Source organism: Mesorhizobium sp. M6A.T.Cr.TU.016.01.1.1, from assembly GCF_003952585.1.
GTDB classification, from domain to species: domain Bacteria; phylum Pseudomonadota; class Alphaproteobacteria; order Rhizobiales; family Rhizobiaceae; genus Mesorhizobium; species Mesorhizobium mediterraneum.
In genome coordinates, this window is the sequence record NZ_CP034452.1 from 3,725,915 (window position 1) to 3,750,540 (window position 24,626).

Here is a 24,626-nt window from a genome sequence, read left to right on the forward strand (position 1 = left end):
CCCGCGCCCGACTGAGCTTGAGGCGGGACGCTATCATACAGCTTCCGGAAAGCTAACGGAAAATTTCACGGAGAGTTATTTAAGAACATATATTTAGGGCAAGAATAGAACGGCCCGAATATGCATTGCGGCTAAACTGTTCTGTCGGCCCCGAATGTTCAGCGCTGTGTGTCAATTGTCCAAAGCTTCGAGCTCATCGATCAGGCCGCCGATCACGCCAAGTCCGATCTGCCAGAAGGCAGGGTCGGTGGCGTCAAGGCCGAAGGGCGCAAGGAGCTCGGAATGATGCTTGGTGCCGCCGGCGCGCAGCATGGTAAAATATTTCTCCTGAAAGCCACGCTCTGCATTCTGGTAGACCGCATAGAGGGAATTCACCAGACAGTCGCCGAAAGCATAGGCGTAGACGTAGAAGGGCGAATGGATGAAGTGCGGGATGTAGGTCCAGAACACCTCGTAACCCTCGCGCAGCTTGATCGCCGGCCCGAGGCTTTCCGCCTGCACTTCCAACCAGAACTGGCCGAGCCTGTCGGATGTCAATTCGCCGTTCTTGCGCTCGGCATGCACCTTGCGTTCGAATTCGTAGAAAGCGATCTGGCGAACGACCGTGTTGATCATGTCCTCGACCTTCTGGGCGAGCATGGCCTTGCGCTCGCGCTTGTCGGTGGTCTGGTCGAGCAGCGAGCGGAAGGTCAGCATCTCGCCGAAGACGGATGCCGTTTCGGCCAGCGTCAGCGGCGTCGAGGCCATCAGCGCGCCCTGGCCTGCGGCAAGCACCTGATGCACGCCATGGCCAAGCTCATGCGCCAGCGTCATCACATCGCGCGGCTTGCCCATGTAGTTGAGCAAAACATAGGGATGCGCCGACGGCACGGTCGGATGCGCGAAGGCGCCCGGCGACTTGCCCGGCCTGACCGGCGCGTCGATCCAGTTGCGGTCGAAGAAAACCCGGGCGATCTCCGCCATCTCAGGTGAAAAGCGCTGATAGGCGGAAAGCACCGTGTTCTTGGCCTCGTCCCAACCGATGACCGCTTGCGGGGTGTCTGGCAACGGCGCATTGCGGTCCCAGTGGTTCATCACGTCCATGCCGAGCCAGCGCGCCTTCATCGCGTAGTAGCGGTGCGACAGGCGCGGATAAGCGTCGCGAACGGCAGAGGCCAGCGCGTCCACCACGCTGCGCTCGACGCGGTTGGCGAGATGGCGCGAATCGGCGATGTCCTCGAAGCCACGCCAGCGGTCGGAAATCTCCTTGTCCTTGGCCAGCGTGTTGGTGACCAGCGTGAACGTGCGCAGATTCTTGCGGAAGGTTGCGGCCAGCGCTTCAGAGGCTCGGCGGCGCACCTCGCCATCGGCGTGCTGGAGGCGGTTCAGCGCCGGCTCCAGGGTGAGCCCCTCGCCATCGATGTCGAAGCGCAGATCGGTCATGGTCTCGTCGAACAGGCGGTTCCAGGCGCCGCGTCCGGTAATCGACTTCTCGTGGAAAAGTTGCTCGACCCGATCCTCGAGCTGGTAGGGTTTGTCCATGCGCAGATCGAGCACCCACGGCCGGTAGTGAGCGAAGGCGGGATCGGCAGCAAGTGCGGTCTCGATCGCGGCATCGTCGATGAGGTTCAGCTCAAGCGCGAAAAACAGGAGATGCGCGCTGGCGTCGGTCATCTTCTCCTGAATGTCGCCATAGAGCTTGGCGCGCTGCGGATCGGCGGTGTTGCCGGCATAGACCAGCCCGGCATAGGAGACGATCCGGCCGATCAGTTCCTCCAGCGCCTCATAGGTGGCAAGCGCTTCGCCCAGCCTGCCACCGTCGCCGCGTTCCGCCTCTGCGGCGAGCGTGCCCTTCCAGCGGCTCTCGAAGTTGATGGCATCGGCTGCCGCCTTGGCGATGTCGCGCTTCAGCTCGGGGGCTTCCATACGCGAATAGAGATCGCCGAGATTCCATTCCGGCAGATCGCCAAGCTCCGCCGCACTCTGACCGGACGACGACGCCGCCGCAAGCTGCCGACCAAAAACCATGCGCATTGCCGATACTTTCCAGATTGCAAGACTCAAGCGGCCAGACTCGAAGATTCAAAAGGGGAATGAGAAGCCGGTCAAATCCTAAGGAATTCGTTCACCGGGTTTTTTGAAACCTTGTTTAGAACCCTGTGCCAAGATGATCCATAGGGCGGATTGCCCCTCGGGTGGGCATATTGGGCGAGCATCGTTGAACCAGTCATGACAGGTTCCATACTCATAGTCGATGACGATCCCGTGCAGCGCAGGCTGCTCGAGGCGGCCGTCACGAAATTCGGCCACAGCGCGATCGTCACAGATGGCGGCGAGGCGGGTCTCGACGCGCTCGACGGGCCGAATGCGCGCGACGTGTCGGTGGTCATCCTCGACCTTGTCATGCCGGGCCTCGATGGCATTGGCGTGCTGAAGGCGATGCGCGAGCGCGGCATCCATGTTCCGGTCATCGTGCAGACCGCCCAGGGTGGCATCGAGACCGTCGTTTCGGCCATGCGTCATGGCGCCTTCGATTTCGTCGTCAAGCCGGCCTCTCCCGACAGGCTGCAGGCATCGATCGGCAATGCGCTCAAAGTCGAGGCGGTCGAGGGCGAAATGAAGCGCACGTCGCGGCGGCGCGGTGGCCATCTGACCTTCAAGGACATGATCACGCACAGCCCGGCGATGGACCGGGTGATCCGCCTCGGCCAGAAGGCGGCCGCGTCCAACATCCCGATCCTTATCGAGGGCGAATCCGGCGTCGGCAAGGAGTTGGTGGCGCGCGCCATCCAGGGCAGCGGCGACCGCCGCTCAAAACCCTTCGTTACCGTCAATTGCGGCGCCATCCCAGACAATCTGGTCGAATCGATCCTGTTCGGCCACGAGAAAGGCTCTTTCACCGGCGCCACCGAAAAACACACCGGCAAGTTCGTCGAGGCGCATTCGGGCACGCTCTTCCTCGACGAGATCGGCGACCTGCCGCTCGACGTGCAGGTCAAGCTGTTGCGCGCCGTGCAGGACGGTGAGGTCGATCCGGTCGGCGGGCGTTCGACCGTCAGGGTCGACATCAGGCTGATCTCGGCGACACACCGCAATCTTCTGCAGCAGGTCAAGGACGGCAAGTTCCGCGAGGATCTGTTCTATCGGCTGAACGTCTATCCGATCTTCGTGCCACCGCTGCGCGATCGCCGCGACGACATCCCGTATTTGGTCGAGCACTTCCTGGAGAAGGTTGCGCCCACCGATCCACGTCGCCGTCTGCACGGCATTTCGGCCGCGGCGCTCGCCATGCTGCAGGCCTATGACTGGCCGGGAAACATCCGGCAGTTGGAAAACGCCGTCTTCCGGGCCTCGGTGCTTTGTGAAGGCGACGTGCTGACCGAGGAGGAGTTTCCGCAGATCCGGGCGCAGGTCGTGGGCACCGTCAACCTCGATGCGCATGACGCGTTGCCTCCCGCATCGCCTTTGATCATCGGGCCGCTTGGCGAGGACGCGCCGGCCAATAACGGCATCGCTGCGACCGAGCTCGATCCGCCGGCCAGTCCGCAGCCCCGCTTCGGCACGCTGCGGGCGCTCGACGAACGCGGCAATGTACGCGCGCTGGCCGATGTCGAACTCGAAATGATCAAGCTCGCCATCGACCATTACAGCGGCCAGATGAGCGAAGTTGCCCGCCGCCTCGGCATCGGCCGCTCGACGCTTTACAGGAAGCTCAAGGAATACGGCATCGATCCGGAAACAGGCCGTGTCGACCGGCTTGCTTCCTGACCAAGCAAGTTCGAACCAGCTTGCCAGCCCGTCATCAGGACGTTTGACATCATCAATGAGGGCGTGACGCGCGTCAGACGACACGATTGCGGCAGTGTTCACGCATTAAGGCGGCCGGTAACAGATCGTGTTCATGGCAAAGCCCGAAACATGATCTAAACCAGCAGTTTACCAAGAAACCCTGCGCAATATTTTTGACGGGATATCGCCACGGTGTTACCGCATTTCGGCTTCAATAAGCGATGATTAACCATTAGGATCGATATTCGGATGCGAACATCACCGCATCCGTTGGTCAAATCCGGGGACAAACGGCAGCCTGCAAGGCCTTTTGATTTGAACAAAGTCGAACGACACACAAACGGGCGGCACTATCACATGAGCGTCTGGCCGAGATGGCTGGCAGCGGTGATTATCGCCTTTGGCTTCCTTGCAGCGGCTGCGACCGGCGCCAGCGCCCAGACACGTTCGCTGAAACTCTATAACCTCCACACCAAAGAGAAGGCGGAGATCGTCTTCAAGCGCGGCGGCCGCTACGATCAGGCGGGTCTGAAAAAGATCAACGTCATCCTGCGCGACTGGCGCCGCAACGAGCCGACCAAGATGGATCCGCGCCTGCTGGACCTGGTCTGGGAGGCTTACCGGCAGAGCGGCGCCCGCGACTATATCCAGGTCGTGTGCGGTTATCGCTCGTCGTCCACGAACTCGATGCTGCGCAGCCGCAGCAGGGGCGTTGCCAAGAAAAGCCAGCATATGCTCGGCAAGGCGATGGACTTCTACATTCCCGGCGTGCCGCTGAAGAAACTGCGCGACATCGGTCTGCGGATGCAGGGCGGCGGCGTCGGCTACTATCCGTCGTCCGGCTCGCCATTTGTCCACATGGATGTCGGCAATGTGCGCCACTGGCCGGGCATCAGTCGCCAGGAACTGGCGCGCGTGTTCCCCAATGGCAAGACGCTGCACGTGCCGAGTGACGGCAAGCCGCTGCCCGGCTATTCACAGGCGCTCGCCTCCTACAAGTCGCGCAAGGGCGCCGGCAGCCCCGCCATTGAACTGGCCAGCGCAGGTGGCGGTTCCAAAAGATCCGGGGGTCTGCTGGCGGCTTTCTTCGGCGGCGGTGAAGACGAGGCGGATGACAGCGCCGATGTGGCAGCCGCGCCGGCGCCGAAGCCAAAGACCGTGAAACTGGCGAACGCGAAGCCGGCGCCGGTCGCCAAGGACAGCAAGCTTCCGGGCATTGCCATCGTATCGCCTGAGGATGCGAAGCGCGCCGAAATCCCGCAAATCGCCGATGCGCCTGCTCCGGAACCGGAGGAGGACACGCCGGAAACGATCATCGCAGCGCTGCCGGCGCGCAGCATTCCGCTGCCTGATTTCGCCCCGCGTCCGAAGACAGATGTCGGCGCCCAGCCCGAAAACGTTCCGTTCGGCGTGGCGGATGCCACCGCTACCACCGAACAGGCGGTGGCGACCGCGCAAGCGCCGGCAAGCGCTCCCTTTGGCATGGCCGACCCGTCTGCTGTCGCCGATCCGGCGCAGGTTGCGGCCAACAACATTCCGTTGCCGACCTGGCGTCCCGATCACTCGCTCCCGGCCGACCTTGCAGCGGCCGACCTTGCGCCGCAGGACAAGGATGTGCTTTTGGCGTTGGCGGACACGGCCGGGCACGGCAAGACCGCTACCGATGCGTTCTCGGTGCTGCCGTCGGCGCGGCCCGACTTGGCTCAACCTGACTTGGCCCAGCCCGATTTGGTCCAGCCCGACCAGGTCCAACCCGACGCGGTCAAGGCCGTCCTCGAGCGGGTCAGTGCAACCGACGAATACCAGGTCGCTTCGCTCTCCCAGCCGAGCTCGGTCTTCAGCGACGCGGCGAACGTCAATGCTGCATCGCCGCGCGAGGCTGTCGTTGCCCGCCCGGCCGGCTCCGATCCGGCTGCGGCGATCGGTGCGGGTGTGAAAACCACCCGCAAGGCAGCCAGGGCAACCGCCCGGGACCTGAAGCCTGGTCCCAAATCCGTGGTGGTCGCCGCCGAGCCGAAGGCTGCGCGTTGGGCGTTGAACAGCGGCGAGAATGTTGCCACTGTCTCCAGCGCAACGACGGCGCCGCGCTATGCCTACAATATCGTGCACACGCCGCCGAGCGAGGTCTACACCGCGGGCTTCCAGCCGAACGATCAGATGGCCGACGCCAACCGGTTCACCGGCAATGCCGTCAAGTTCCTGTCGGTCGCCCGCTTCCAGACCAAATAGCGGATCGACCAAGCATTACAAAAGCCGCGCCGCGCAATCCGCGCGGCAGCCAATCCACTTGGGTTCAAGGTGTCTCTATCGCCCGAGCTTGCTCGCGGCTCGCGCCAGGGCTTCGATTTCATCCCACTTGCCGGCCTTGACCAAATCGTCCGGCGCCACCCAGGAGCCGCCGACGCAGATGACGTTGGGCAGGCTCAGATAGTCGGCGGCGTTCTTGCCGGTGATGCCGCCGGTCGGGCAAAATTTGACGTCCGCGAGCGGCGAGGCGAATGCCTTGAGCGAGGCGATGCCGCCTGACTGTTCCGCCGGGAAGAACTTCAGGAAACGCAAGCCTGCCTCGCGGGCGGCCATGATCTCACCGGGCGTGATGGCGCCGGGCAGCAACGGCACGTCGCTGTCCTTCGCCGCCGCCAGAAGCTCACGGGTGATGCCGGGGCTGACGATGAACTTCGAGCCGGCTGCTGCCGCCTCGCCGAACTGGCGTGCGTCCAGAATGGTTCCGGCGCCGACGATGGCGTCCTCGACTTCGCCTGCCACGAGCCGGATCGCCTCCAGCGCGTCAGCGGTTCGCAGCGTGATCTCGATCGCCGGCAGGCCGCCGCGCGCCAGGGCGCGTGCCAGCGGCACGGCGTCAGTGACATTGGCGATCTTCAGCACCGGGATGACTGGCTGGCCGTTAAGGAGCGACAGGAGCTTTTCGGTCTTGCTGGGCATTTGTCGTCTCTCCGGTATTGATCCGTTCAACCGGTTAGCAGAAGGCCGTTTTTCTGTCCACGAAACGAAGCGTGTCGCGATGTCACGCACTGCCGGCAATGCCGTCAGCCCGACTGTCAAAGCCACCAAGGAGAGGCTGGTCCACGCGTCAGCCTTGAATCGGCTTTCATGAGCGTTTAGTGGCTTCGGCGATGACACTGCCCAATCAAACTTTCCGCGTCGCCGCGCTCTACAGGTTTGCCCGGCTCGACGACTTCGAAGCGTTGCGTGCGCCGCTCGCCGCCTTCTGCTGCGGACGCGGTATCAAAGGCACACTGCTTCTGGCGCATGAGGGCATAAATGGCACGGTCGCCGGCAGCGAAGCTGATATAGCCGCGCTCATCGAGCATCTCGAATCCATCGAAGGTCTCGCCGGTCTCGAGGTCAGGTACAGCAGCGCCGCGCAGATGCCGTTCCACCGCATGAAGGTGCGGCTGAAGCGCGAGATCGTCACCATGGGCGTTAGGGATATCGATCTGGCGGCAAGCGCCGGCACTTATGTCGCGCCAGCCGACTGGAACGCGCTGATCTCGGATGCGGACACGGTCGTCATCGACACGCGCAATGCCTATGAGGTGTCGATCGGCACCTTCAAAGGCGCGGTCGATCCTGCCACCACGAGCTTTCGCGAATTCCCGGCCTGGGTCGATCAGCATCGGGCCGAGCTCGTCGGCCGGAAGGTGGCGATGTTCTGCACCGGCGGCATACGCTGCGAGAAGGCGACAGCCTATGTGAAGTCGCTCGGCTTCGAGGACGTGTTCCATCTCAAGGGCGGTATCCTGAAATATCTCGAAGAGGTGCCCGCCGAACAGAGCCTCTGGCAGGGCGAATGTTTCGTCTTCGACGAGCGCGTCTCGGTGTCACACGGCTTGGTCGAGGGTGAGGCCGAACTGTGCCGTGCCTGCCGGCATCCGCTGACCGGGCAGGACCTGTTATCGCCGAAATATGCCGCTGGCGTCTCATGCCCGCATTGCTTCGATGCCCGTTCAGACGAGGATCGTGCGCGCTACGCCGAGCGCCAGCGCCAGGTCGAATTGGCGCAAGTGCGGGGCAGGGGCCCGCACATCGGCGGTTAGAGCGACGTGCGTCCATCAAGCGCTCACCCGTCATTGTAATGTCAATATGCGGGGCCTACCTCTTCAACGTCCGAAAACCTGCCCGTGCACGTTCGGCCGGGCCAATTCTGGAGGCATTGATGTTCGATCCCAAGAAGCTCCTCGACGATCTGCTCGGCTCGCAAATTCCCGGAACGGGGTCGACCGTCCGCGAAAAAGGGGGGCAGGCTGTGCAGATGGCCAAGGACAATCCGCTGGCGGCCGGCGCGCTGGCCGCGGTGCTGCTCGGAACCGGCGCTGGCCGTCAGATCACCGGCACTGCGGTGAAGCTCGGTGGCCTGGCCGCGATCGGCGGCCTCGCCTACAAGGCCTACCAGAACTACAAGAGCGGCAGTGCGCCGGCTGAGACGCAGGTTGCCGGTGAGCCGGAATTGCTGCCGCCGCCCGCTGACACCGCCTTCCATCCCTCGCAGGCGCCGCAAGGCGAGGACGAATTCACGTTGACGCTGGTGCGGGCGATGATTTCGGCGGCGAAGGCCGACGGCCATATAGACGACGGCGAGCGGCAGAAGATCGCCGGCAAGCTCAGCCTCGCGGGCATCGGCTCCGACGCTGAGAAATTCCTGATGTCGGAGCTGGAAACGCCGCTCGATCTGGATACGCTGGTCGCTGGCGCCCAAACCGACGCGCAGAAGCTCGAACTCTACACCGCCTCGCGGCTCACCATCGATCCGGATACGCGTGCCGAACGCGGCTATCTCGATCTGCTCGCCGGCCGCCTCGGCCTGCCGGACGCGCTGGTCGACCATGTCGAGGCGACGGTGTCGGCGGCAAAGGTGCCAGCGGAGGGCGCCAGCGAGGCAGCAAAGGCGGCTAGCAAGACCGCTCCCAATTCGCGCTGGTAGGCTGCAACCGTAGGGAGCTGACTGGCCAGATTTCGCGCTAACGTCTCGTTAACCCGGCGAGCGCATGATTTTAGGCAGTCGGATCGGCTTCCTCCTCCCAAGCCCGGTTCAGATCAGGGCGGCCGCCAATGGCCGCCCTTTTTGTCGGAGCAGCTAGCGCATAACCCGAAATCGGAATCGATTTTTGGACGCGATCATGCGCAAAATCAAATTGCTCAAAATCAAGGTGCTATAGCGTCCTTGCGGACATACGGCGCTGTAGGAGGACAGTTATGACAGACTACAAAACCGCCATCGTCACCGGCGCCGGCACGGGCATCGGTAAAAGCGTCGCCACGGCGCTGCTCAAGGCCGGCTGGAATACGGTGTTCTGCGGACGCCGCAAGCAGGTGCTGAAAGAGGCGATCACCGAGGCCGGATCGACACAAGCCAAGGCGCTGGCGGTTGCCTGCGACATCAGCAAGGCCGATCAGGTTGACGAGATGTTCGAGACGGTGGCGGCGGCTTTCGGTCGTGTCGACCTGCTCTTCAACAATGCCGGCACGAGCTACAAGTCGACGTTGATCGACGAGATCCCCGTCGAGGTGTGGAACGACATCGTCGGGGTCAATCTCACCGGCTCGTTCCTGTGCGCCCGCGCCGCCTTTGGCGCCATGCGCAGGCAGCGGCCGATGGGTGGCCGCATCATCAACAACGGCTCGGTCTCGGCCTACGCGCCGCGGCCGGGCTCGGTGCCTTATACCGCGACCAAGCACGCCATTACCGGGCTGACCAAGACGCTGGCGCTGGACGGCCGGCCTTATGACATCGCCTGCGGCCAGATCGACATCGGCAATGCCTTGACCGACATGGCGCAGGCTATGACGGTCGGGGTGCCGCAGGCCAATGGCTCCATCGCCGCCGAAGCGGTGATGGACGTCGAGCGCGTCGCCGATGCCGTCGTTCATATGGCCAGCCTGCCGCTCGACGCCAATGTGCTGTTCATGACCGTTATGGCGACGAAAATGCCGTACGTCGGGCGAGGGTGAGCAGCCGCTCTAGGACTGCGTGACCGAAAGCGGCACGCCGGGAAGATATAGCGAGATGGGGCGGATTTCGTAGACGGCGGTCGGATTGACGCGACGAAGGTCGCGTGCAATCGCGATCGCGGCATCACGCGTGGCGCAGTCGACGACGTAGAGTCCCAACAATTGCTCCTTGGTCTCGGCGAAGGGTCCGTCAATGACCATTCCGGCGCCCGGCCCGCGCAAGGTACACGCGTCTTGTGTCGCCCCGAGCCGCGCCGCCGGGCCAAGGGTGCCTTCCCGGTATAGCCGCTCGTTGATCTGGAGCAGATCGGTCATCAACGCCGCATCCTCCTGCGGCGTCAGCGCCGTGATCGCTTCTTCCACGTGATAGGCGAGGATGGCATAAAACATCTGACGTCACCTTTCTTCGGTCGTGAATTCTATCGCCGAACGCGCAAAGAGCGCTGTGGCACTTTGATTTGCGCATGATCCCCAGGGAAAATCGATTCCGATTTTCCCTGGGGATGCGCTAGTCCTCATTTGCCCAGAAACGTCTCGATCCGCTCCAGCGCGCGCTGGATGTTCTCTTCGGAGTTGGCGTAGGACAACCTGATATAGCCCTCGCCGAGAATGCCGAAATCAGGTCCGCCGATCAGCGCCACGCCGGCATCCTCGAGCAGGGCGGACGCCAGCTTCTTGGCCTTCCAGCCGGTCTTCGAAACGTTGGGGAAGGCATAGAACGCGCCCTTCGGCGTGATGCAGGAAACGCCAGGCAAAGCGTTCAGCCCCTCGACCACGACCTTCCTGCGGCGGTCGAAGGCACGCATCATCTCGTCGACGTCGTCCTGCGGGCCGTCGATGGCCGCGATGCCGGCATATTGGCTCGGCGCATTGACGCAGGACCAGCAATTGACTGCCAGCTTGCGCACCTTGTCGTAGAGGTGGGCGCCCTTGTCACCATTCGGCCAGATAGACCAGCCCATGCGCCAGCCGGTCATCGCCCAGGTCTTCGACCAGCCGTTGAGCACGATCAGCCGGTCGCGGATTTCGGGAAAATTGAGCAGCGAGCAGTGCGTCTCGCCGTCATAGGTCATCACGTCGTAGATTTCGTCGGAGAGGATAGCGACGTCGGGGTGCGCTTCCAGTCCCTTGACCAGCTTCTCGATCTCGGCGCGGGGGGTGACCCCGCCGGTCGGGTTGGCCGGTGAATTGAGGATGAGCAGCCTAGTCTTCGGTGTGATCAGTGCCAGCGTCTCCTGCGCCGAGAAGGCAAAGCCGTTCTCCTCGCGCATTGGCACCGGTACCGGGGTGGCGCCGGTGAACTCGATCATCGAGCGATAGATGGGAAAGCCGGGATCGGGATAGAGAATTTCAGCGCCCGGTTCGCCGAACATCAGGATCGCGGCGAACATGGTCGGCTTGCCGCCGGGCAGGATCATCACGGACTCAGGCGACACCTCGACGCCGGTGGTGGTCAGCGTGCGGCGCACGACCGCTTCGCGTGTCGCCAGCAGGCCGTTGGCCGGCGTGTAGCCGTGATGGCCGTCGCGCAGCGCCTTGATCGCTGCCTCGACGATGTGCTGCGGCGTCTTGAAGTCGGGCTGGCCGATGCCGAGATTGACGATATCGCGGCCCTGATGGGCAAGCGCGGTGGCACGCGCCAGCACCGCGAAGGCATTTTCCTCGCCAAGACGGTCGAAGGCCGAAATCGTGTGGAGCATTTTTCCCGTCCGTGTGGTTCTTTCACCGAGCGAGCGTTTTTGTGAGCGTCCTTTCGCAAAAGTCAAACGGATTGGAGCTTTGGGTGTCGGAAAATCTCAAGAATTGGCAACCGCGCCCGCGGCCCGAACGCAAAGTCCTGGAGGGGCGCTACGTCAGGCTTGAACCGCTCAACGCGGAAAAGCACGGCGACGGCTTGTTTGAAGCATCCTCGGTGCCCGATGTAGAAGGCCGCTTCGCCTGGCTGCCTGACTACCCACCGCAGACCCGTGCCGCCTTCCAGCCTTGGCTGGACAAGGCCGAAGCCAGCGAAGATCCGCTGTTCTTCACCGTCATCGACAAGGCCAGCGGAAAAATTGCCGGGCGCCAGACGCTGATGCGCATCGATCCGGCCTATGGCGTGATCGAGATCGGCAACATCTATTGGGGTCCGCTGATCTCGCGCAAGCCGGCGGCGACGGAAGCGCAGTTCCTGTTCATGAAATACATCTTCGACGAGCTTGGCTATCGCCGCTACGAATGGAAATGCAACAACCGTAACGAGCCGTCGAAGCGCGCGGCGGAACGTTTCGGCTTCAAGTTCGAGGGCATTTTTCGCCAGCATCTTGTGGTCAAGGGCGAAAACCGCGATACCGCGTGGTACTCGATCATCGACAAGGAGTGGCCGGCATTGCGCAGAGCCTATGAGGCATGGCTCGATCCGGCCAATTTCGAGGGCGACGGCCGGCAGAAGCGACGGCTCGAGGATTTCCGTGCCGAGTTCGGTGCGTAGCGGGAGTTCGTGAATGGCGCATACCCATGATCACGGTTCGCAGGGGCACGACCACAGCCACGGCGCCGGTCATGTGCACGGCTCTACCGACAAGAAACGGGTGCTGATCGCGGCCTGCCTGACTGCCGGCTTCATGGTCGTGGAAGCGCTTGGCGGTCTCTTTACCGGATCGCTGGCGCTGCTGGCGGATGCCGGGCACATGCTTGCCGATTGCATCGCGCTCGGCCTTGCCTGGTATGCTTTTCATCTGGCTGGCCGGCCGGCCACCGTTCGTCTCACCTATGGTTTCGGCCGGGTCAAGACGCTGGTCGCCTATACCAACGGCATCGCGATCTTCGCCATTGCGCTATGGATCATCTATGAGGCCTGGGAACGCCTGCTGACGCCTGCGCCCGTGCTCGGCGGGCCGATGCTGGTCGTTGCGGTCGCCGGTCTGCTGGTCAATGTCAGCTCCTTCTTCGTGCTGCATGGCGGTGACCGCGACAGCCTGAACATGCGCGGCGCCATCCTGCACGTGCTCGGCGACCTGCTTGGCTCGGCGGCGGCGATCATTGCTGCCCTAATCATCCTGGCGACGGGCTGGACGCCTATCGATCCGATCCTGTCCGTCCTTGTCTCGCTGCTGATCCTGTCCACGGCTTGGTCGCTGATGCGCGAAGCAGCCCATGTCCTGCTCGAAGGCGTGCCGGCGAGCCTCGATCGCGACCTGATCGCCAGGGATATAGAGGGGACAATCAAGGGCGTGCGCGAGGTTCATCACATGCATGTCTGGTCGCTTGACGGGTCAAGCAACATGGCGACCTTGCATGCCTGCCTCAACGATGGCGTCGATGCCCACAAAGCGGTCAGCGCCATCAAGAAGCGGCTTGCCGCCGAGCATGGAATTGCCCACGCCACCGTAGAACCGGAATTCGGCCAATGCGCCGACAGCCATGATGAGCACCACGGCGAGCACGACCATGCGCACAATGTGGCTCCGCATCATGGCCACTATCACTGACACCGGGAGTTCCATGGCATTGGTAACCAAATTGATGAATTTCCGCAGCGTCGGGACCACTTGATGGACCGCGACACGCGCAATGCGGCAATAGGCGCCCTCTGGGTGCTGATCCTGTTCGGCATCGCCGCCTACTATTTGCCAACCGTGATGCTGGCGGTCGGCCGCGTCTCGACCATTCTTGCCGCTGCTATTGCCGCTGTCTTCATGGTGGCCATCTTCGTCGTGTTTTGGCTGCGCGGTCGCAGCCAGCGCAAAAGAGGAAAATGATATGCGTATCCTGATAACCGGTGCGGCAGGCATGGTCGGCCGCAAGCTCATCGCCCGGCTGGCGAAGGACGGAACGCTCAGCGGCCGGAAGATCGCCGCGCTCGACCTTCACGATATCGTGCCGCCACAGGCGCCGGTCCTGGAAGACGTCGATGTTGCTATCCATACCGGCGATCTTGCTGCGCCGAGCGCGACGGAAAGGCTGGTCGCGTTGCGGCCGGACGTGATCTTCCATCTCGCGGGCGTCGTGTCGGGCGAGGCGGAGGCCAATTTCGATCTCGGCTATCGCGTCAATCTCGACGGCACAAGGGCGCTGTTCGATGCCATAAGGCTGGCGGGGTTTGCGCCGCGCGTCGTCTTCACCTCGTCGATCGCCGTGTTCGGCGCGCCGTTCCCGGATGTCATCCCCGACGAGTTCCACCCGACGCCATTGACCTCCTACGGCACGCAGAAGCTGATGGGCGAAGCCCTCTTGGCCGATTACACACGGCGCGGTTTCTTCGACGGCATCGGCATCAGATTGCCGACCATCTGCGTCAGGCCCGGGAAGCCAAACAAGGCGGCCTCAGGCTTTTTCTCCGGCATCATCCGCGAGCCGTTAAGCGGCCAGGAAGCGATATTGCCGGTGCCGCGCTCTGTCGTGCACACCCACGCCAGCCCGCGCTCGGCGGTGAATTTTTTGATCCACGCGGCAGGGATCGACGGCAGCGCCGTCGGGCCGCGCCGCAATCTGACGATGCCCGGCGTCGCCGTCACGGTCGGCGAGCAGATCGAGGCGTTGGAGCGCATTGCCGGCGCCAAGGCGGTGAATCTGATCCGCGAGGAGCCCGACGACACGATCTGGGCGATCGTCAAGGGCTGGCCGACGCGGTTCGAGGCGCGGCGGTCGAGGGAGCTTGGCTTTGCCGCCGAAAAGAGCTTCGATGAAATCATCCGCGCCCATATTGAGGACGAGCTGGACGGCAAGATCGCAAGCTAGAGCGCTGCGCGTCCAATCGGACACGCAAAGCCGTCATCCGCCAGTCGCTAGGCTCGCCAAAAGCAGCAGCAACCCGAACAGGAAGACGAAAGCGGCGCCGCCGATCTCGACGATCGAGTGGATGCGGTTGCCCATGCGGCCGTCGCCGGCGAAATAGACCGCCCAGTTCTTGGCCGTCACCGCCAGCGTCGCCAACACCGAGACCGTGATCGCCGTGCCGAGCGCCATGGCCAGCACCGACAGAATGCCGCCGAGCCACAGCCCGTTGAGCATGGCAAAGCTCAGCACGATCAGAGCGCCAGAGCAGGGCCGGATACCGACCGCAGCCACCGCCGTCCAGGCGGTGCGCCAGTCGAAGCGGTCGCCGGAAAGCAGCGCCGGGTCGGGCGCGTGTGAATGTCCGCACGTCTCGCAGACTTCGCCCGCCGCATGGTGATGATGATCGTGCCCGCCATGGCCATGGTGATGGTTGTGCGCGCCGTGATCGTGGTCATCTTGGTCGCGGCCGGTATGTGCGTGCAGCGCATGGGAATGCACCGAATGCGAATGCGCGGAATGTGCGTGGCTGGCATGCGAACGGCCGGCATGAGCGGCCGAGAGGCTGTAGGCAGGGTTTACCCCTAACAGGCGAAGGATGGCGGTGCCGGCCTTGCGCCACAAAAGCCAGGCGCCGAACAGAGTGACGAAGACATAGCTCATGATTTCGAGGAACCATGCCGCATCGGTCATCGATATAGCGGTGCCGCGCAAGACGAAGTAGGCGAGCATCATTACCAGGATGGCCGTCAGCGCCTGCAGCAGGGCCGAGACGAAGGACAGCATGATTCCGCGCTTGAGCGCGACTTCGTTTGCCACCATGTAGGACGAGATCACCGCCTTGCCGTGACCGGGGCCGGCAGCATGGAAAATGCCATAGGCGAAGGACAGGCCGATAAGCAGCCACAACTTGCTGCCGTCCTCGCGCATCGCCTTCATCGCGCCGGCAAGCGCGCGGTAGAATTCCTGCTGGCGCAGATTGATCCACATCAGGACATGGGCGAACGGGCCGGTGGTGGGAGCTATCCCGTCATTGGTGCCGATGCCGAGCGAGCTTTGGGCGTGGGCGGCGCCGAGCAAGTGCGTCATCACAAGCACGGCAGCCAAAAGGCCGAACGCCAAACGCAGGGACGGTTTCGTCACCGGATTATCCTTCTGGCTGACAGTTCATTTCAAGCTTGGTCGCAAAGATCTTGCTCATATCGGTGCCCGTCGGATCGTTGAAGAAGGCGTCCGTCAGGGTCTTCTGGTTCTCGGCGATTGCCTCGTCGGGGTTCGGACGAACGACTTTGCTCGTGCATTTCGACGGCATGCCATCGACCTGCAGATTGGCATCCTCGGTGAAATCGATCGCCGTGTAGAAGGTCGGGTCGTAGACGCCGATATCGATCTTGCCGGCCAGCTTCATCGGCGCCTTCGGTTCGGATTCGAACAGGATGATGAGTTGGTCGTTCTCGAAATTTGCCATCAGCTGCGGCGGCGGGTTCATCGCCTCGTCCTTGCCGTCGACGGTGACGAGCTGGAAGTAATTGAACTCCGCCAGCGAAGCATGGACGGTGTCGGCGACTTCCTTCAGCTCCTTGTCGTCGAGCTTCAGGTCGGAATTCTTGTCGAATTCCATCATCACCGTGCTGGAAAACAAATCGTCGAAGCGCCAGAGATGGCGCAACGCCTTCACAGTTTGGTGATCCGGGCTGAGAACCACTTCGAGGCGGGCCTCGGCGAAGACGTGGGGATGCACTTCGGCCGGCACGACCATGGCAAATGTCGCCGCCATGGCCGAAGCCATCATGATTGCTTGCCGTTTCAGATGCATTCTCGGTCGCGATTCCATCGACTTCGGTAAATATCGAGAGTTACCAGAAAGGGGGCGAAAATGGGACCGCCAGGCGGCTGAAAGCTCATGCGCTGCCATTCGTCTTGAACCACTGCACGAGGAAATCGACAAAAACGCGAACCTTGGCAGGCAAATAGCGCCGGTGCGGATAGACGGCGAAAATGCCGCTACCCGAAAGGATGCGGTCATCCAGCACAGTCACCAGCCGGCCGCTTTCGATGTCGGGAGCGGCGATGAAATCGGGCAGGATGGAAAATCCCAATCCAGCCACCGCGGCGGCTCTTGCGGCCATCGGACTGTTGACCTCGATCGGACCGGAGACCGAGACGGTTACCGTATCGCCACTGTCGCCCTTGAACGGCCAGTTGGTCAGCCAGCGGCCATTGGTGTCGATGATGCAGGGCACGCGGCCAAGGTCCTGCGGCCGCACCGGCATGCCGTGCTTGGCGATCAGCTCGGGAGATGCGCAGAGCCGCACCGAAAACGGCGCCAGACGCCTCGCGATCAGCGAGGAGTTTTCCAGCCGCGAAATGCGCACGGCGAGATCGAAACCTTCCTCGACCAGATCGACGAAGCGGTCGTCGAGATGGATGTCGAGCACGATGTCGGGATGCTGCTTGGCGAAGTCGATCAGCGATTGGCCGATCGGTGCGTCAGCAAAGGTGCGCGGCGCTGAAAGCTTGATCCTGCCGCGAACGTCGCCGGAGGATTCGCGCACCGCATCGGCCAGGCTGTCGACCTCGCGCACGATTTCCGAGGCGCGGCGATAATAGGTATGGCCGGCCTCTGTCATCGAGAACTGCCGCGTGGTGCGGTTGAGCAGTAGCGCACCGAGCTCGTCCTCCAACTCGCGCACATATTTCGACAGCAGCGCCTTGGAGCGCCCGATCTTGCGCGCCGCTGCCGAAAAACCTTCGGCCTCGACCACGTCGATGAAGGCGCGCATGCGGGTCAGCGTATCCATGTCATGCGCTCCTTTGGCGGGCTGAAAGGATGCGCGCGGCAAGCGCCATCAGCTGCCGGTCGCTGTTCTTCGGTCCAAGCAGCGACAGGCCGAATGGAGCGCCGTTGACATGGCCGAGCGGTAGGGTGATCTGCGGAAAGCCGGACAGGCCGGAAAAACACAACAGTCTCAGCGCGCGTTCACGGTACGTCTGTAAATCGTCGAAGGAATCGGCCTTAAGCGGGGCGGCGCCCGGAACGGTCGGCAGTACAAGAACGCCATCCTCGCTAAGACGCTCGGCGAGTTCGAGGCGGAAGGCGTCGCGGCGCTCCGTTTCATGTCGCGCCGTCGCGGCGTCGATGGTCGCGCCATGCTCGAAGCGTTCCTTGACGCCGGGGCCCAGCATCCGGTTGCTCTGCGAGATCCAGGCACCATGATTTTGCCAGGCCTCGTGCCCCTGCAGCCTGCGGAAGCACCAGTAGAGATCGTCGGTGGAATGCGAGAGCGGCGCGATCATCCGCGGTGTGCCGATCACCGAAGAGACATGCTGGACCATGCCGCGGTACTCGTCCGCCTCCTGCAGGCCGAGCATGAGCCCGTCCAGCGCATCCAGGGCGAGGGGGCGCTGCAATTCGTGGCGGTGCAGATCGTCACCGAGCAGCACCGCGCCGACCTTGTCATAGGTGGTCATGTCCTTGGCAAACCACCCGAACGTATCGAGGGAGGGGGCCAGCGGCATGGCGCCATCGAGCGAGATGCGGCCATGCGTGACCCTGAGGCCGATCAAGCCACAGAAACTTGCCGGGGCGCGGATCGAGCCGCCGGTGTCGGATCCGGCGGCGATGTCGGCCAGCCCGCCGGCGACCGCAGCGGCGGAACCGGAGGATGAGCCGCCGGTGATGCGGTCCGGCGCTGCCGGATTGACCGGCGACGGAAAATGCGCGTTCAGCCCCATCAGGGAGAAGGCTAGTTCATCCGTTTGCGTCTTGCCGACGAAGCGCGCGCCCGAATCAAGCAGCGTCTGAGCGGCCGGCGCTGTCGCGGCGGCGGGTGAAACCTCCTGGTATTTCTGCGGATTGCCGCAGCCGGTGCGGTAGCCGGCCACGTCGTAAATATCTTTGACGGCCAGCCGCAGGCCGGCAAGCGGGCCGGACTGCGCATTGGATACAGGGATATCGTCTAGGTCGAGAAAAGCGTTCAGGGGGCCGCGAGTGCCTGTCATGCGTTCGATATCCGGATACAGCTGTTGCAACATTGTTCGATGCTAGGAATTTTACAACCTGACGTACGATTTTTATTGATTGTGAAATCCTTCGACCTTATATCGCGCTTGCCCAAAGTCGCACGTGCCTGTGGGTGTCCGCCGATCCTCAAAATGGTGAGGGATATCGGTAAGGTAACTGGAGCCAACCCCTCCAGTCGGTTTAGCGGCCAACCGCCAGACCGAGGACACCTTGAAGCAACGACGGTGCGGGCCTTTCTGGTGTTCTGCCGGTCGTCCAAAGACCGGGGTTACTGAAGAGGCACACCTTCATTGCCGGCAGTGCGGACGGGTCTCCCATCCAAGCCAAGGCAGACAAAGCGAACCGAGGCCGGGCAAGGCCAAGGTTCACCGCCGCGAGACGGCGTTTCATGGTTCCGGGGTCTCCACCGGCTGGTTCCATGGATTTGACGTCCCGCCTTTGTCCACCGCGTGTTCGCGAGGTCGATGACCCGCGTCCCGCAGCCTTTGTGCGCGCCGAAAGGCGCTGATGGAGAGACCCCGATGGCTACCCAGCGCATCCTTGACTTCCTCGCCACCCGACGTCCGAACGGCCCCTGCCTCGTCGTCGACCTCGATGTCGTGCGCGATAATTTCCGCGCTTTCGAGAAGGCGCTTCCCGACTCGAAAATCTACTATGCGGTGAAAGCAAATCCGGCGCCGGAAATCCTGCGCCTCCTTGCTGCGATGGGCTCGTCCTTCGACACCGCTTCCGTTGCCGAAGTCGAGATGGCGATGGACGCCGGTGCGCCGGCGGACCGCATCTCCTTCGGCAACACCATCAAGAAGGAGCGCGACATCCAGCGCGCCTATCAGCTCGGTATCCGGCTGTTCGCAGTGGACTGCGTCGAGGAGGTCGACAAGATCGCCCGCGTTGCGCCCGGCGCCCGTGTGTTCTGCCGCGTGCTGACCGACGGCGAAGGCGCCGAATGGCCGCTGTCGCGCAAGTTCGGCTGCGTGCCGGCGATGGCGGTCGATGTGCTGCGTCGTGCCAGGACGCTCGGCCTCGACGCCTATGGCGTGTCGTTTCATGTCGGCTCGCAGCAGACCGACCTGACTGCCTGGGACCGTGCGCTCGGCGATGCCAAGAAGGTGTTCGCGGCGCTCGCCGAGGAAGGCATCGTGCTCAAGATGGTCAATATGGGCGGCGGGTTCCCGACCCGTTATCTCAGGGATGTGCCGGTGGCACAGGCCTATGGCCAGGCGATCTTCTCGGCGCTGCGCAAGCACTTCGGCAACGCCATCCCGGAAACCATCATCGAACCCGGCCGTGGCATGGTCGGCAATGCCGGCGTCATCAAGTCGGAAGTCGTGCTGATCTCGAAGAAGGCCGACAACGACAATGTGCGCTGGGTGTTCCTCGACATCGGCAAGTTCGGCGGTCTCGCCGAGACGATGGACGAGGCGATCCGCTACCCGATCGTCACCGCGCATGACGGCACCGAGACCGCACCGTGCGTGCTCGCCGGCCCGACCTGCGATTCGGCCGACGTGATGTACGAGAAGACGCCGTATCCGCTGCCCTTGTCGCTGACCATCGGTGACGAGGTGCTGATCGAGGGCACCGGCGCCTACACCACGACCTACGCCTCGGTCGCCTTCAACGGCTTCGAGCCTCTCCGATCCTACGTGATCTGACGGCTTCGGCCCTCAGATCACCCGGTGCGGGCGACGAGATCGCCCGCTTCGGTTCGCCTGTGGAACAATCCGCTCGTGAAGGATCGCGGAAATGGAAATGCCAGTTGAAATCGTGGACAGCTCGCCGGCCTTTATGATCGTCGCCGAAACCGCTGCCGACGTTCCGGCGCGCGAGGCCTTGCTCGATCGCGCCATGGGGCCGAAGCGCAAGAAAAAATCATCGGAAAAGCTGCGGCGTGGCCGCCGGCCTTCGGAAGGCCTGGCCTTTGTTGCGCGCGATGCTTCGGGCGCTGTCAGTGGCACGGTGCGGCTATGGGATGTCGTGCTGGGCGAGGGCGGTCGGGCAGCCCTTCTGCTTGGCCCGCTCGCCGTCGATCCCACAATCAAGCATGCTGGCATCGGCTCGGCGCTGATGCGCCATGCAATCACTGAAGCCGCGCGTCTCGGTCACACGGCAATCCTCCTGGTCGGTGACGCGCCCTACTATGAGCGCTTCGGGTTCTCGGCGGAGAAGACCGGCTCGTTGGCCATGCCGGGACCTTACGAACGGCACCGCTTGCTGGCGCTGGAACTGGTGGAAGGCGCGCTCGCCGACGCGCAGGGCACGCTGAAGGCGGCAGGGCGCAAGCTGAAGGCACAGCGGCTGCCGCTCGCGGCCTGACGGATCGGAAACAAGCTGCCGCCCATTGCGCGGCGGCTTGTTTCATCCCGGGTTAGAGTGGATCAGCCGATCAGCTGGCTCAGCGCCATGGCGACGCTCATGTCGCCTTCGACCTTTATCTTGCCGGACATGAACGCCATGGTCGGATTGAGATCGCCTGATATCAGCGACTCCAGATCGTCGAGTGAAAGCTTTATGGTGCAGTCGGCCGGCGCGTCGGTGGTCGAGACATCAGCGCCGTCGATGACGATGACACCGTCGCCGCCGGTATCGAATTTCACGGAACGATCGAACCCGGCACTCGCCACGCGCGCGCTGATCTTGTCGGCAATTTCCTGAACGCCCATGGCCGTTCTCCTCGTCTCGTTGCGTTGTCGCACATTGGTACTGGGCCACATCGATCTGGCCGAAATCGCCACCTTGTGCATTTCGCGATCACGGTCGCTGGCGCATATAGCTTTGGGTTGACGTTTACGTCAACGCGGTTCCCCGAGATGAAGATGGGTTTTATCGCCGCAGCGAAGCCGGCCGTCCACGAGAGGTAGCCGAGAGGGGATGGCGATCCATTGCATTTAGCTGGACACCGCCGGCAAATGACCGCTACCATCGCCATGTTGCTTGAATCAGGTTTCTACCTGGAGATCGAGTGCTCGAAGAACCAAACAGAAATCCCGGATCCCATCGCTATGGGAAGCCGAGCTTGTGGTGGCCACCACCGTTGGGTTGATAGCCTGCGGGCTTGATCCAAGCTGAAAATCAAATTCTGTGTTCAGAGAGACACCGTCATGAATACCATGCTTTCCGTGGAAGCCCGGGAGACCGCGCTTGCCGTAACTTTCTCGTCAGGCGAAACAGTCTGCTATCCTTGGCTCTGGCTAAAGGACAATGCGCCATCGGCGTTTCACCCGCAGACCGAAGAGCGGATATTCGACCTGACCAGGGTGGAGCCCTCACTCAGACCGATCAGCGTGCAAGACAGAGGCGGCACTGTGAGCATTGTCTGGTTGAACGACCAGGCTGAGGAGGAATTCCCGGGCCAGTTCTTTGAATCCTATCGTCCGGGCAGAAAGAGAAACGATCCGGCTGACATCGCTCCAAAACTCTGGGACGGCTCGATCGATCTTGAAACCATACCGCGTCACTCCGCCGGAGACATCTTGCAAAGCGATGCCGATCTGCTCGCCTGGCTGAAGGCAACGGCTGCATACGGGCTCTCCATCGTCGATGGGCTTGACGATGATCCCGACGCCGGGCGGCGCGCGGCCGAGCGGATAGGGTTCCTGCGCCAGACAAATTTCGGCACCATGTTCGAGGTCGTGTCGATGCCGAAACCGAACAACCTGGCCTATACGCCGGTCGCCCTGCCGTTACACACCGATCTTGCGAACCAGGAGGTGCCGCCCGGCTATCAATTCCTTCATTGTATCGCGAACGAAGCTGAAGGCGGTGGATCGGTCTTTGCCGATGGGTTTGCGATCGTGGCCGCGTTACAGGCGGAAGATCCTGAAGCCTACCGTCTCTTGTGCGAGGTCGAGATACCCTATCGTTTTCACGACGAAAACTACGATCTGCGCGGTAGGTTTCCTGTGATCGTAACGCGACGCGATGGAGAAGTGACAGAGTTACGGTTCAACGCCCATCTTGTCGATGTCATCGACCTTCCCTCCGACATTTGCGCGCCCTTTTACGCGGCCTATCGCAAGCTGATGATGATGATCCGCGGCTCGCGTTTCCAAATAGCCTACCGCCTCAAGGCCGGCGAAATGGCGGTGTTCGACAATCGCCGGGTGCTGCACGGCCGCCAATCGTTCAATCCGAACACGGGGCGGCGACATTTGCGCGGATGTTATGTCGATCGTGGGGAGTTTCAGAGTCGTATTCGCGTCCTCTCGCGATAGCGGACGACGACCGCGTCGTCGTCGGGCTGCTGACCGAAGGCCATCTGATGCGGCGCTATGCCGAGGAACTCGACAAGGCGAGGCGGGACCTGTCGGGCGAGGGCTAGGCTTACCGAGCAGCTCGGCCGGCATGTCACGTCGTGAACAACAAGGGAGCACGACGATGGTCGCGGCGGTCAATCTGGAACTCTGGCGGACGTTCCTCCGGTGGGTTGTTTCCAAAGCCGGCTACAATCAGGGCACTTACACGGTTTGCGTCATTCAAACAGACGAGGACAGTGGCCGAGCCTGTCCCTAGCGTGGACTCGGCCCCTGCGCTCAGAGTGGGTAAACGGGCCATGACAGCAGATTCTAGAGCGGTCATCTCACGCGTCGACCGCGTCAGGGGAGATAGGATGAACCCGTATCCGGGAGGCGAGGATCAAGACCCCATGATGGCGCTACACGAGGGGGAGGTTCAGTCATGAGACTCAAAAGTCTGATGAAGCGCGCCGAGAAGGTGGACAGAGCATTCAAGGAGCTTGAAGCCGATTTGGCGGACGCGTTCGATGAGTGCCTCAACCTGGACGACCAGTCGCCGTTGGAGGCCGTCCCGGATGAGAATCTCGCGGCAAAGAATGACAACTCTCAGCCCGAGGACGACGCTGGCACCGCTCGACGCCTGACCTCCCACACACAAACCCGACTGGCTGCGTTAAATGCCGTCGATGGGCTCTTTGACGATGCGCGGGAGTATCTGGAGGAGATCAATACGAAACTGTCGGAGATCGCGACCTCGCATCATCTGACAGGCGAATTCCTGAAGCTGCTTCACGGGGACATTCTTCGCGCCAACGAACTGGAACTGGCAAATGTCGGCCTGACCACCCAGCAAAGAGTGCTGTCGGAGCAGCTCCACGATGCCACCAGAAAGCAGCGCGAGCGTGAAAGCGCTGTCGAGGCCCTGCAGCAGCGCGAGACAGGCCTGATCGAGGACAAGGAGGCACTTCGCCGTGCGCTGGCTGCAGCAAGGCTGGAACTCGTCGTGGCAGGCAATGCGAGCGCAGAGCGCGAAGCCGAGTTCGGTGACCTCGTCACAACGCTTTCGGCCAGAACGGCCGAGGCCAACAGATGCTCGCGCGAGAACGAGATACTGCGGGAAAAACATGTCAGCCTGTCGATCGACCTCGACAAGGCGCTGAAACGGGAAGTTGAGGCGCGGCACAGGCTGGATGAACTCTCGACGATTCATGCCAATGAGACGGCGCGACTTTCGGAAGTGCTGGCTGCGCTTGGCAAGAGCGAGAAAGAGGAAATGCGGCTGCAGAAATCGCTCGATGTCGCGCAAGCGAAGCTGTCGGAAATGACGGAAGCGGCCCGTATCATGGAAGGTGACAGGGAAGCCGAGCGAGCGCGTGGTTTCACGGAGATCGGCGGCCTGCGTTCCGAAATTCGGAACCTCCAATCGCGATTGGAGGTTGCCTTGAACGAGAACAGTGAAGCCGCCAGCGAGATCGCCAAGCTCAAGGCTCAATGGAGCGACGCTGTGGCCGAAAAGCAAATCGCGGAGGAAAGGTTGTCTGCTCTCAGAAAGGAGAACGAAAACGACAAGATGAACCTTTCGACCGTGAACGCGAATTTTTCGCAGCTTTCCCTGCAGCAGGCATCCGAGCAGATACAGTTCGATGTCCAGAGGCAGGAATGCGAGGACCTGCGAGCCGAAGTCGCGTTGCTCGATGCTCGGGTCAAGGAACTGTTGCCCTATGAGCGTCTCCACAAGGTCACAAACGCCAGACCGCGTGAGGACGGCGTGGTCGAGATCACCGGTGTCGTGGCGGAGAAGGCCCGCGCTACAAGCAGGCGGCGTGTCCGTACGAGCCTGCGCGCTGCATCCTAACGCGCAGGGTGGGCTGCCG

22 protein-coding genes are annotated in these 24,626 nt (G+C 62.4%); 13 read left to right on the forward strand and 9 right to left on the reverse strand.

The genetic code is table 11. From position 1 onward, the window contains the following. Positions 1–171: 171 nt before the first annotated feature. Positions 172–2,013, reverse strand: coding sequence for a M3 family oligoendopeptidase (locus tag EJ075_RS17850; protein ID WP_164547123.1), 1,842 nt, complete (start codon positions 2,011–2,013; stop codon positions 172–174). Between the two features lie 195 nt (positions 2,014–2,208). On the opposite strand from EJ075_RS17850, the gene EJ075_RS17855 reads away from it, so the two are divergent. Both EJ075_RS17855 and EJ075_RS17860 read left to right on the forward strand, forming a co-directional pair. After that, positions 2,209–3,747: a sigma-54 dependent transcriptional regulator gene (locus EJ075_RS17855; protein ID WP_126105137.1), complete on the forward strand. Its 1,539-nt coding sequence runs from the start codon at positions 2,209–2,211 to the stop codon at positions 3,745–3,747. Between the two features lie 378 nt (positions 3,748–4,125). Next, entirely contained in the window at positions 4,126–5,997 is a 1,872-nt protein-coding gene (locus tag EJ075_RS17860; protein ID WP_126105138.1) for a DUF882 domain-containing protein, read from the forward strand. A 75-nt stretch (positions 5,998–6,072) separates the two neighbouring features. Here EJ075_RS17860 and EJ075_RS17865 read toward each other — a convergent pair whose 3' ends face one another. Then, positions 6,073–6,711 (reverse strand): 2-dehydro-3-deoxy-phosphogluconate aldolase, encoded by a 639-nt coding sequence (locus EJ075_RS17865; protein WP_126105139.1) that lies wholly within the window; start codon positions 6,709–6,711, stop codon positions 6,073–6,075. A gap of 191 nt (positions 6,712–6,902) precedes the next feature. On the opposite strand from EJ075_RS17865, the gene EJ075_RS17870 reads away from it, so the two are divergent. The 3 genes from EJ075_RS17870 (at position 6,903) to EJ075_RS17880 (ending at position 9,738) form a co-directional block, all read left to right on the forward strand. After that, positions 6,903–7,826 (forward strand): rhodanese-related sulfurtransferase, encoded by a 924-nt coding sequence (locus EJ075_RS17870; protein WP_126105140.1) that lies wholly within the window; start codon positions 6,903–6,905, stop codon positions 7,824–7,826. Positions 7,827–7,945: 119 nt separating this feature from the next. Continuing rightward, entirely contained in the window at positions 7,946–8,710 is a 765-nt protein-coding gene (locus EJ075_RS17875; RefSeq protein ID WP_095484085.1) for a tellurite resistance TerB family protein, read from the forward strand. 272 nt (positions 8,711–8,982) lie between these two features. Beyond that, entirely contained in the window at positions 8,983–9,738 is a 756-nt protein-coding gene (locus EJ075_RS17880) for an SDR family oxidoreductase (protein WP_126105141.1), read from the forward strand. A gap of 9 nt (positions 9,739–9,747) precedes the next feature. Here the strand turns inward: EJ075_RS17880 and EJ075_RS17885 are convergent, their stop codons facing one another. Further along, positions 9,748–10,128, reverse strand: a complete 381-nt coding sequence (locus EJ075_RS17885; protein ID WP_126105142.1) for a YciI family protein — start codon at positions 10,126–10,128, stop codon at positions 9,748–9,750. A 125-nt stretch (positions 10,129–10,253) separates the two neighbouring features. Next, positions 10,254–11,438, reverse strand: a complete 1,185-nt coding sequence (locus tag EJ075_RS17890; RefSeq protein WP_126105143.1) for a pyridoxal phosphate-dependent aminotransferase — start codon at positions 11,436–11,438, stop codon at positions 10,254–10,256. A gap of 83 nt (positions 11,439–11,521) precedes the next feature. Between EJ075_RS17890 and EJ075_RS17895 the strand changes: the two genes are divergently transcribed. The 4 genes from EJ075_RS17895 to denD all read left to right on the forward strand — a co-directional run bounded on the left by EJ075_RS17895 (position 11,522) and on the right by denD (position 14,457). Next, the gene (locus tag EJ075_RS17895) at positions 11,522–12,208 is read left to right on the forward strand and encodes a GNAT family protein (RefSeq protein WP_126105144.1); all 687 of its coding nucleotides are present in this window, start codon (positions 11,522–11,524) and stop codon (positions 12,206–12,208) included. Positions 12,209–12,221: 13 nt separating this feature from the next. Continuing rightward, positions 12,222–13,208, forward strand: a complete 987-nt coding sequence (locus EJ075_RS17900; protein ID WP_126105145.1) for a cation diffusion facilitator family transporter — start codon at positions 12,222–12,224, stop codon at positions 13,206–13,208. A gap of 63 nt (positions 13,209–13,271) precedes the next feature. After that, on the forward strand, positions 13,272–13,478 hold the full coding sequence (locus tag EJ075_RS17905; protein WP_095484090.1) for a hypothetical protein: 207 nt from the start codon (positions 13,272–13,274) through the stop codon (positions 13,476–13,478). Between the two features lies 1 nt (position 13,479). After that, entirely contained in the window at positions 13,480–14,457 is a 978-nt protein-coding gene (gene denD / locus EJ075_RS17910; RefSeq protein ID WP_126105146.1) for a D-erythronate dehydrogenase, read from the forward strand. 33 nt (positions 14,458–14,490) lie between these two features. On the opposite strand, the gene EJ075_RS17915 is transcribed toward denD, so the two are convergent. The 4 genes from EJ075_RS17915 to EJ075_RS17930 form a co-directional block, all read right to left on the reverse strand. After that, on the reverse strand, positions 14,491–15,582 hold the full coding sequence (locus EJ075_RS17915) for a nickel/cobalt transporter (RefSeq protein ID WP_126107363.1): 1,092 nt from the start codon (positions 15,580–15,582) through the stop codon (positions 14,491–14,493). Between the two features lie 58 nt (positions 15,583–15,640). Then, positions 15,641–16,309 (reverse strand): DUF1007 family protein, encoded by a 669-nt coding sequence (locus tag EJ075_RS17920; protein WP_126105147.1) that lies wholly within the window; start codon positions 16,307–16,309, stop codon positions 15,641–15,643. Positions 16,310–16,394: 85 nt separating this feature from the next. After that, on the reverse strand, positions 16,395–17,294 hold the full coding sequence (locus EJ075_RS17925) for a LysR family transcriptional regulator (RefSeq protein ID WP_126105148.1): 900 nt from the start codon (positions 17,292–17,294) through the stop codon (positions 16,395–16,397). Position 17,295: 1 nt separating this feature from the next. Further along, positions 17,296–18,495 (reverse strand): amidase, encoded by a 1,200-nt coding sequence (locus EJ075_RS17930; RefSeq protein WP_126105149.1) that lies wholly within the window; start codon positions 18,493–18,495, stop codon positions 17,296–17,298. A gap of 543 nt (positions 18,496–19,038) precedes the next feature. Here EJ075_RS17930 and odc2 point away from each other — a divergent pair. Then, complete coding sequence (gene odc2, locus EJ075_RS17935; RefSeq protein WP_095484094.1) at positions 19,039–20,172, forward strand: ornithine/lysine decarboxylase; 1,134 nt, start codon at positions 19,039–19,041, stop codon at positions 20,170–20,172. Between the two features lie 91 nt (positions 20,173–20,263). Beyond that, on the forward strand, positions 20,264–20,833 hold the full coding sequence (locus EJ075_RS17940) for an N-acetyltransferase (RefSeq protein WP_126105150.1): 570 nt from the start codon (positions 20,264–20,266) through the stop codon (positions 20,831–20,833). Positions 20,834–20,895: 62 nt separating this feature from the next. Here the strand turns inward: EJ075_RS17940 and EJ075_RS17945 are convergent, their stop codons facing one another. Beyond that, complete coding sequence (locus EJ075_RS17945) at positions 20,896–21,180, reverse strand: SCP2 sterol-binding domain-containing protein (RefSeq protein WP_123149707.1); 285 nt, start codon at positions 21,178–21,180, stop codon at positions 20,896–20,898. Positions 21,181–21,618: 438 nt separating this feature from the next. Between EJ075_RS17945 and EJ075_RS17950 the strand changes: the two genes are divergently transcribed. Both EJ075_RS17950 and EJ075_RS17955 read left to right on the forward strand, forming a co-directional pair. Next, positions 21,619–22,731, forward strand: coding sequence for a TauD/TfdA family dioxygenase (locus EJ075_RS17950; protein ID WP_126105151.1), 1,113 nt, complete (start codon positions 21,619–21,621; stop codon positions 22,729–22,731). A 463-nt stretch (positions 22,732–23,194) separates the two neighbouring features. After that, positions 23,195–24,607 (forward strand): hypothetical protein, encoded by a 1,413-nt coding sequence (locus tag EJ075_RS17955; protein ID WP_126105152.1) that lies wholly within the window; start codon positions 23,195–23,197, stop codon positions 24,605–24,607. Positions 24,608–24,626 lie beyond the last annotated feature (19 nt).

Coding starts and splice junctions, on each gene's coding strand:
- EJ075_RS17850 (WP_164547123.1), bottom strand. CDS start 2,013: ATGCGCATGGTTTTTGGTCGGCAGCTTGCGGCGGCGTCGTCGTCCGGT.
- EJ075_RS17855 (WP_126105137.1), top strand. CDS start 2,209: ATGACAGGTTCCATACTCATAGTCGATGACGATCCCGTGCAGCGCAGG.
- EJ075_RS17860 (WP_126105138.1), top strand. CDS start 4,126: ATGAGCGTCTGGCCGAGATGGCTGGCAGCGGTGATTATCGCCTTTGGC.
- EJ075_RS17865 (WP_126105139.1), bottom strand. CDS start 6,711: ATGCCCAGCAAGACCGAAAAGCTCCTGTCGCTCCTTAACGGCCAGCCA.
- EJ075_RS17870 (WP_126105140.1), top strand. CDS start 6,903: ATGACACTGCCCAATCAAACTTTCCGCGTCGCCGCGCTCTACAGGTTT.
- EJ075_RS17875 (WP_095484085.1), top strand. CDS start 7,946: ATGTTCGATCCCAAGAAGCTCCTCGACGATCTGCTCGGCTCGCAAATT.
- EJ075_RS17880 (WP_126105141.1), top strand. CDS start 8,983: ATGACAGACTACAAAACCGCCATCGTCACCGGCGCCGGCACGGGCATC.
- EJ075_RS17885 (WP_126105142.1), bottom strand. CDS start 10,128: ATGTTTTATGCCATCCTCGCCTATCACGTGGAAGAAGCGATCACGGCG.
- EJ075_RS17890 (WP_126105143.1), bottom strand. CDS start 11,438: ATGCTCCACACGATTTCGGCCTTCGACCGTCTTGGCGAGGAAAATGCC.
- EJ075_RS17900 (WP_126105145.1), top strand. CDS start 12,222: ATGGCGCATACCCATGATCACGGTTCGCAGGGGCACGACCACAGCCAC.
- EJ075_RS17905 (WP_095484090.1), top strand. CDS start 13,272: ATGGACCGCGACACGCGCAATGCGGCAATAGGCGCCCTCTGGGTGCTG.
- denD (WP_126105146.1), top strand. CDS start 13,480: ATGCGTATCCTGATAACCGGTGCGGCAGGCATGGTCGGCCGCAAGCTC.
- EJ075_RS17915 (WP_126107363.1), bottom strand. CDS start 15,582: ATGACGCACTTGCTCGGCGCCGCCCACGCCCAAAGCTCGCTCGGCATC.
- EJ075_RS17920 (WP_126105147.1), bottom strand. CDS start 16,309: ATGCATCTGAAACGGCAAGCAATCATGATGGCTTCGGCCATGGCGGCG.
- EJ075_RS17925 (WP_126105148.1), bottom strand. CDS start 17,294: ATGGATACGCTGACCCGCATGCGCGCCTTCATCGACGTGGTCGAGGCC.
- EJ075_RS17930 (WP_126105149.1), bottom strand. CDS start 18,495: ATGACAGGCACTCGCGGCCCCCTGAACGCTTTTCTCGACCTAGACGAT.
- odc2 (WP_095484094.1), top strand. CDS start 19,039: ATGGCTACCCAGCGCATCCTTGACTTCCTCGCCACCCGACGTCCGAAC.
- EJ075_RS17940 (WP_126105150.1), top strand. CDS start 20,264: ATGGAAATGCCAGTTGAAATCGTGGACAGCTCGCCGGCCTTTATGATC.
- EJ075_RS17945 (WP_123149707.1), bottom strand. CDS start 21,180: ATGGGCGTTCAGGAAATTGCCGACAAGATCAGCGCGCGCGTGGCGAGT.
- EJ075_RS17950 (WP_126105151.1), top strand. CDS start 21,619: ATGAATACCATGCTTTCCGTGGAAGCCCGGGAGACCGCGCTTGCCGTA.
- EJ075_RS17955 (WP_126105152.1), top strand. CDS start 23,195: ATGAGACTCAAAAGTCTGATGAAGCGCGCCGAGAAGGTGGACAGAGCA.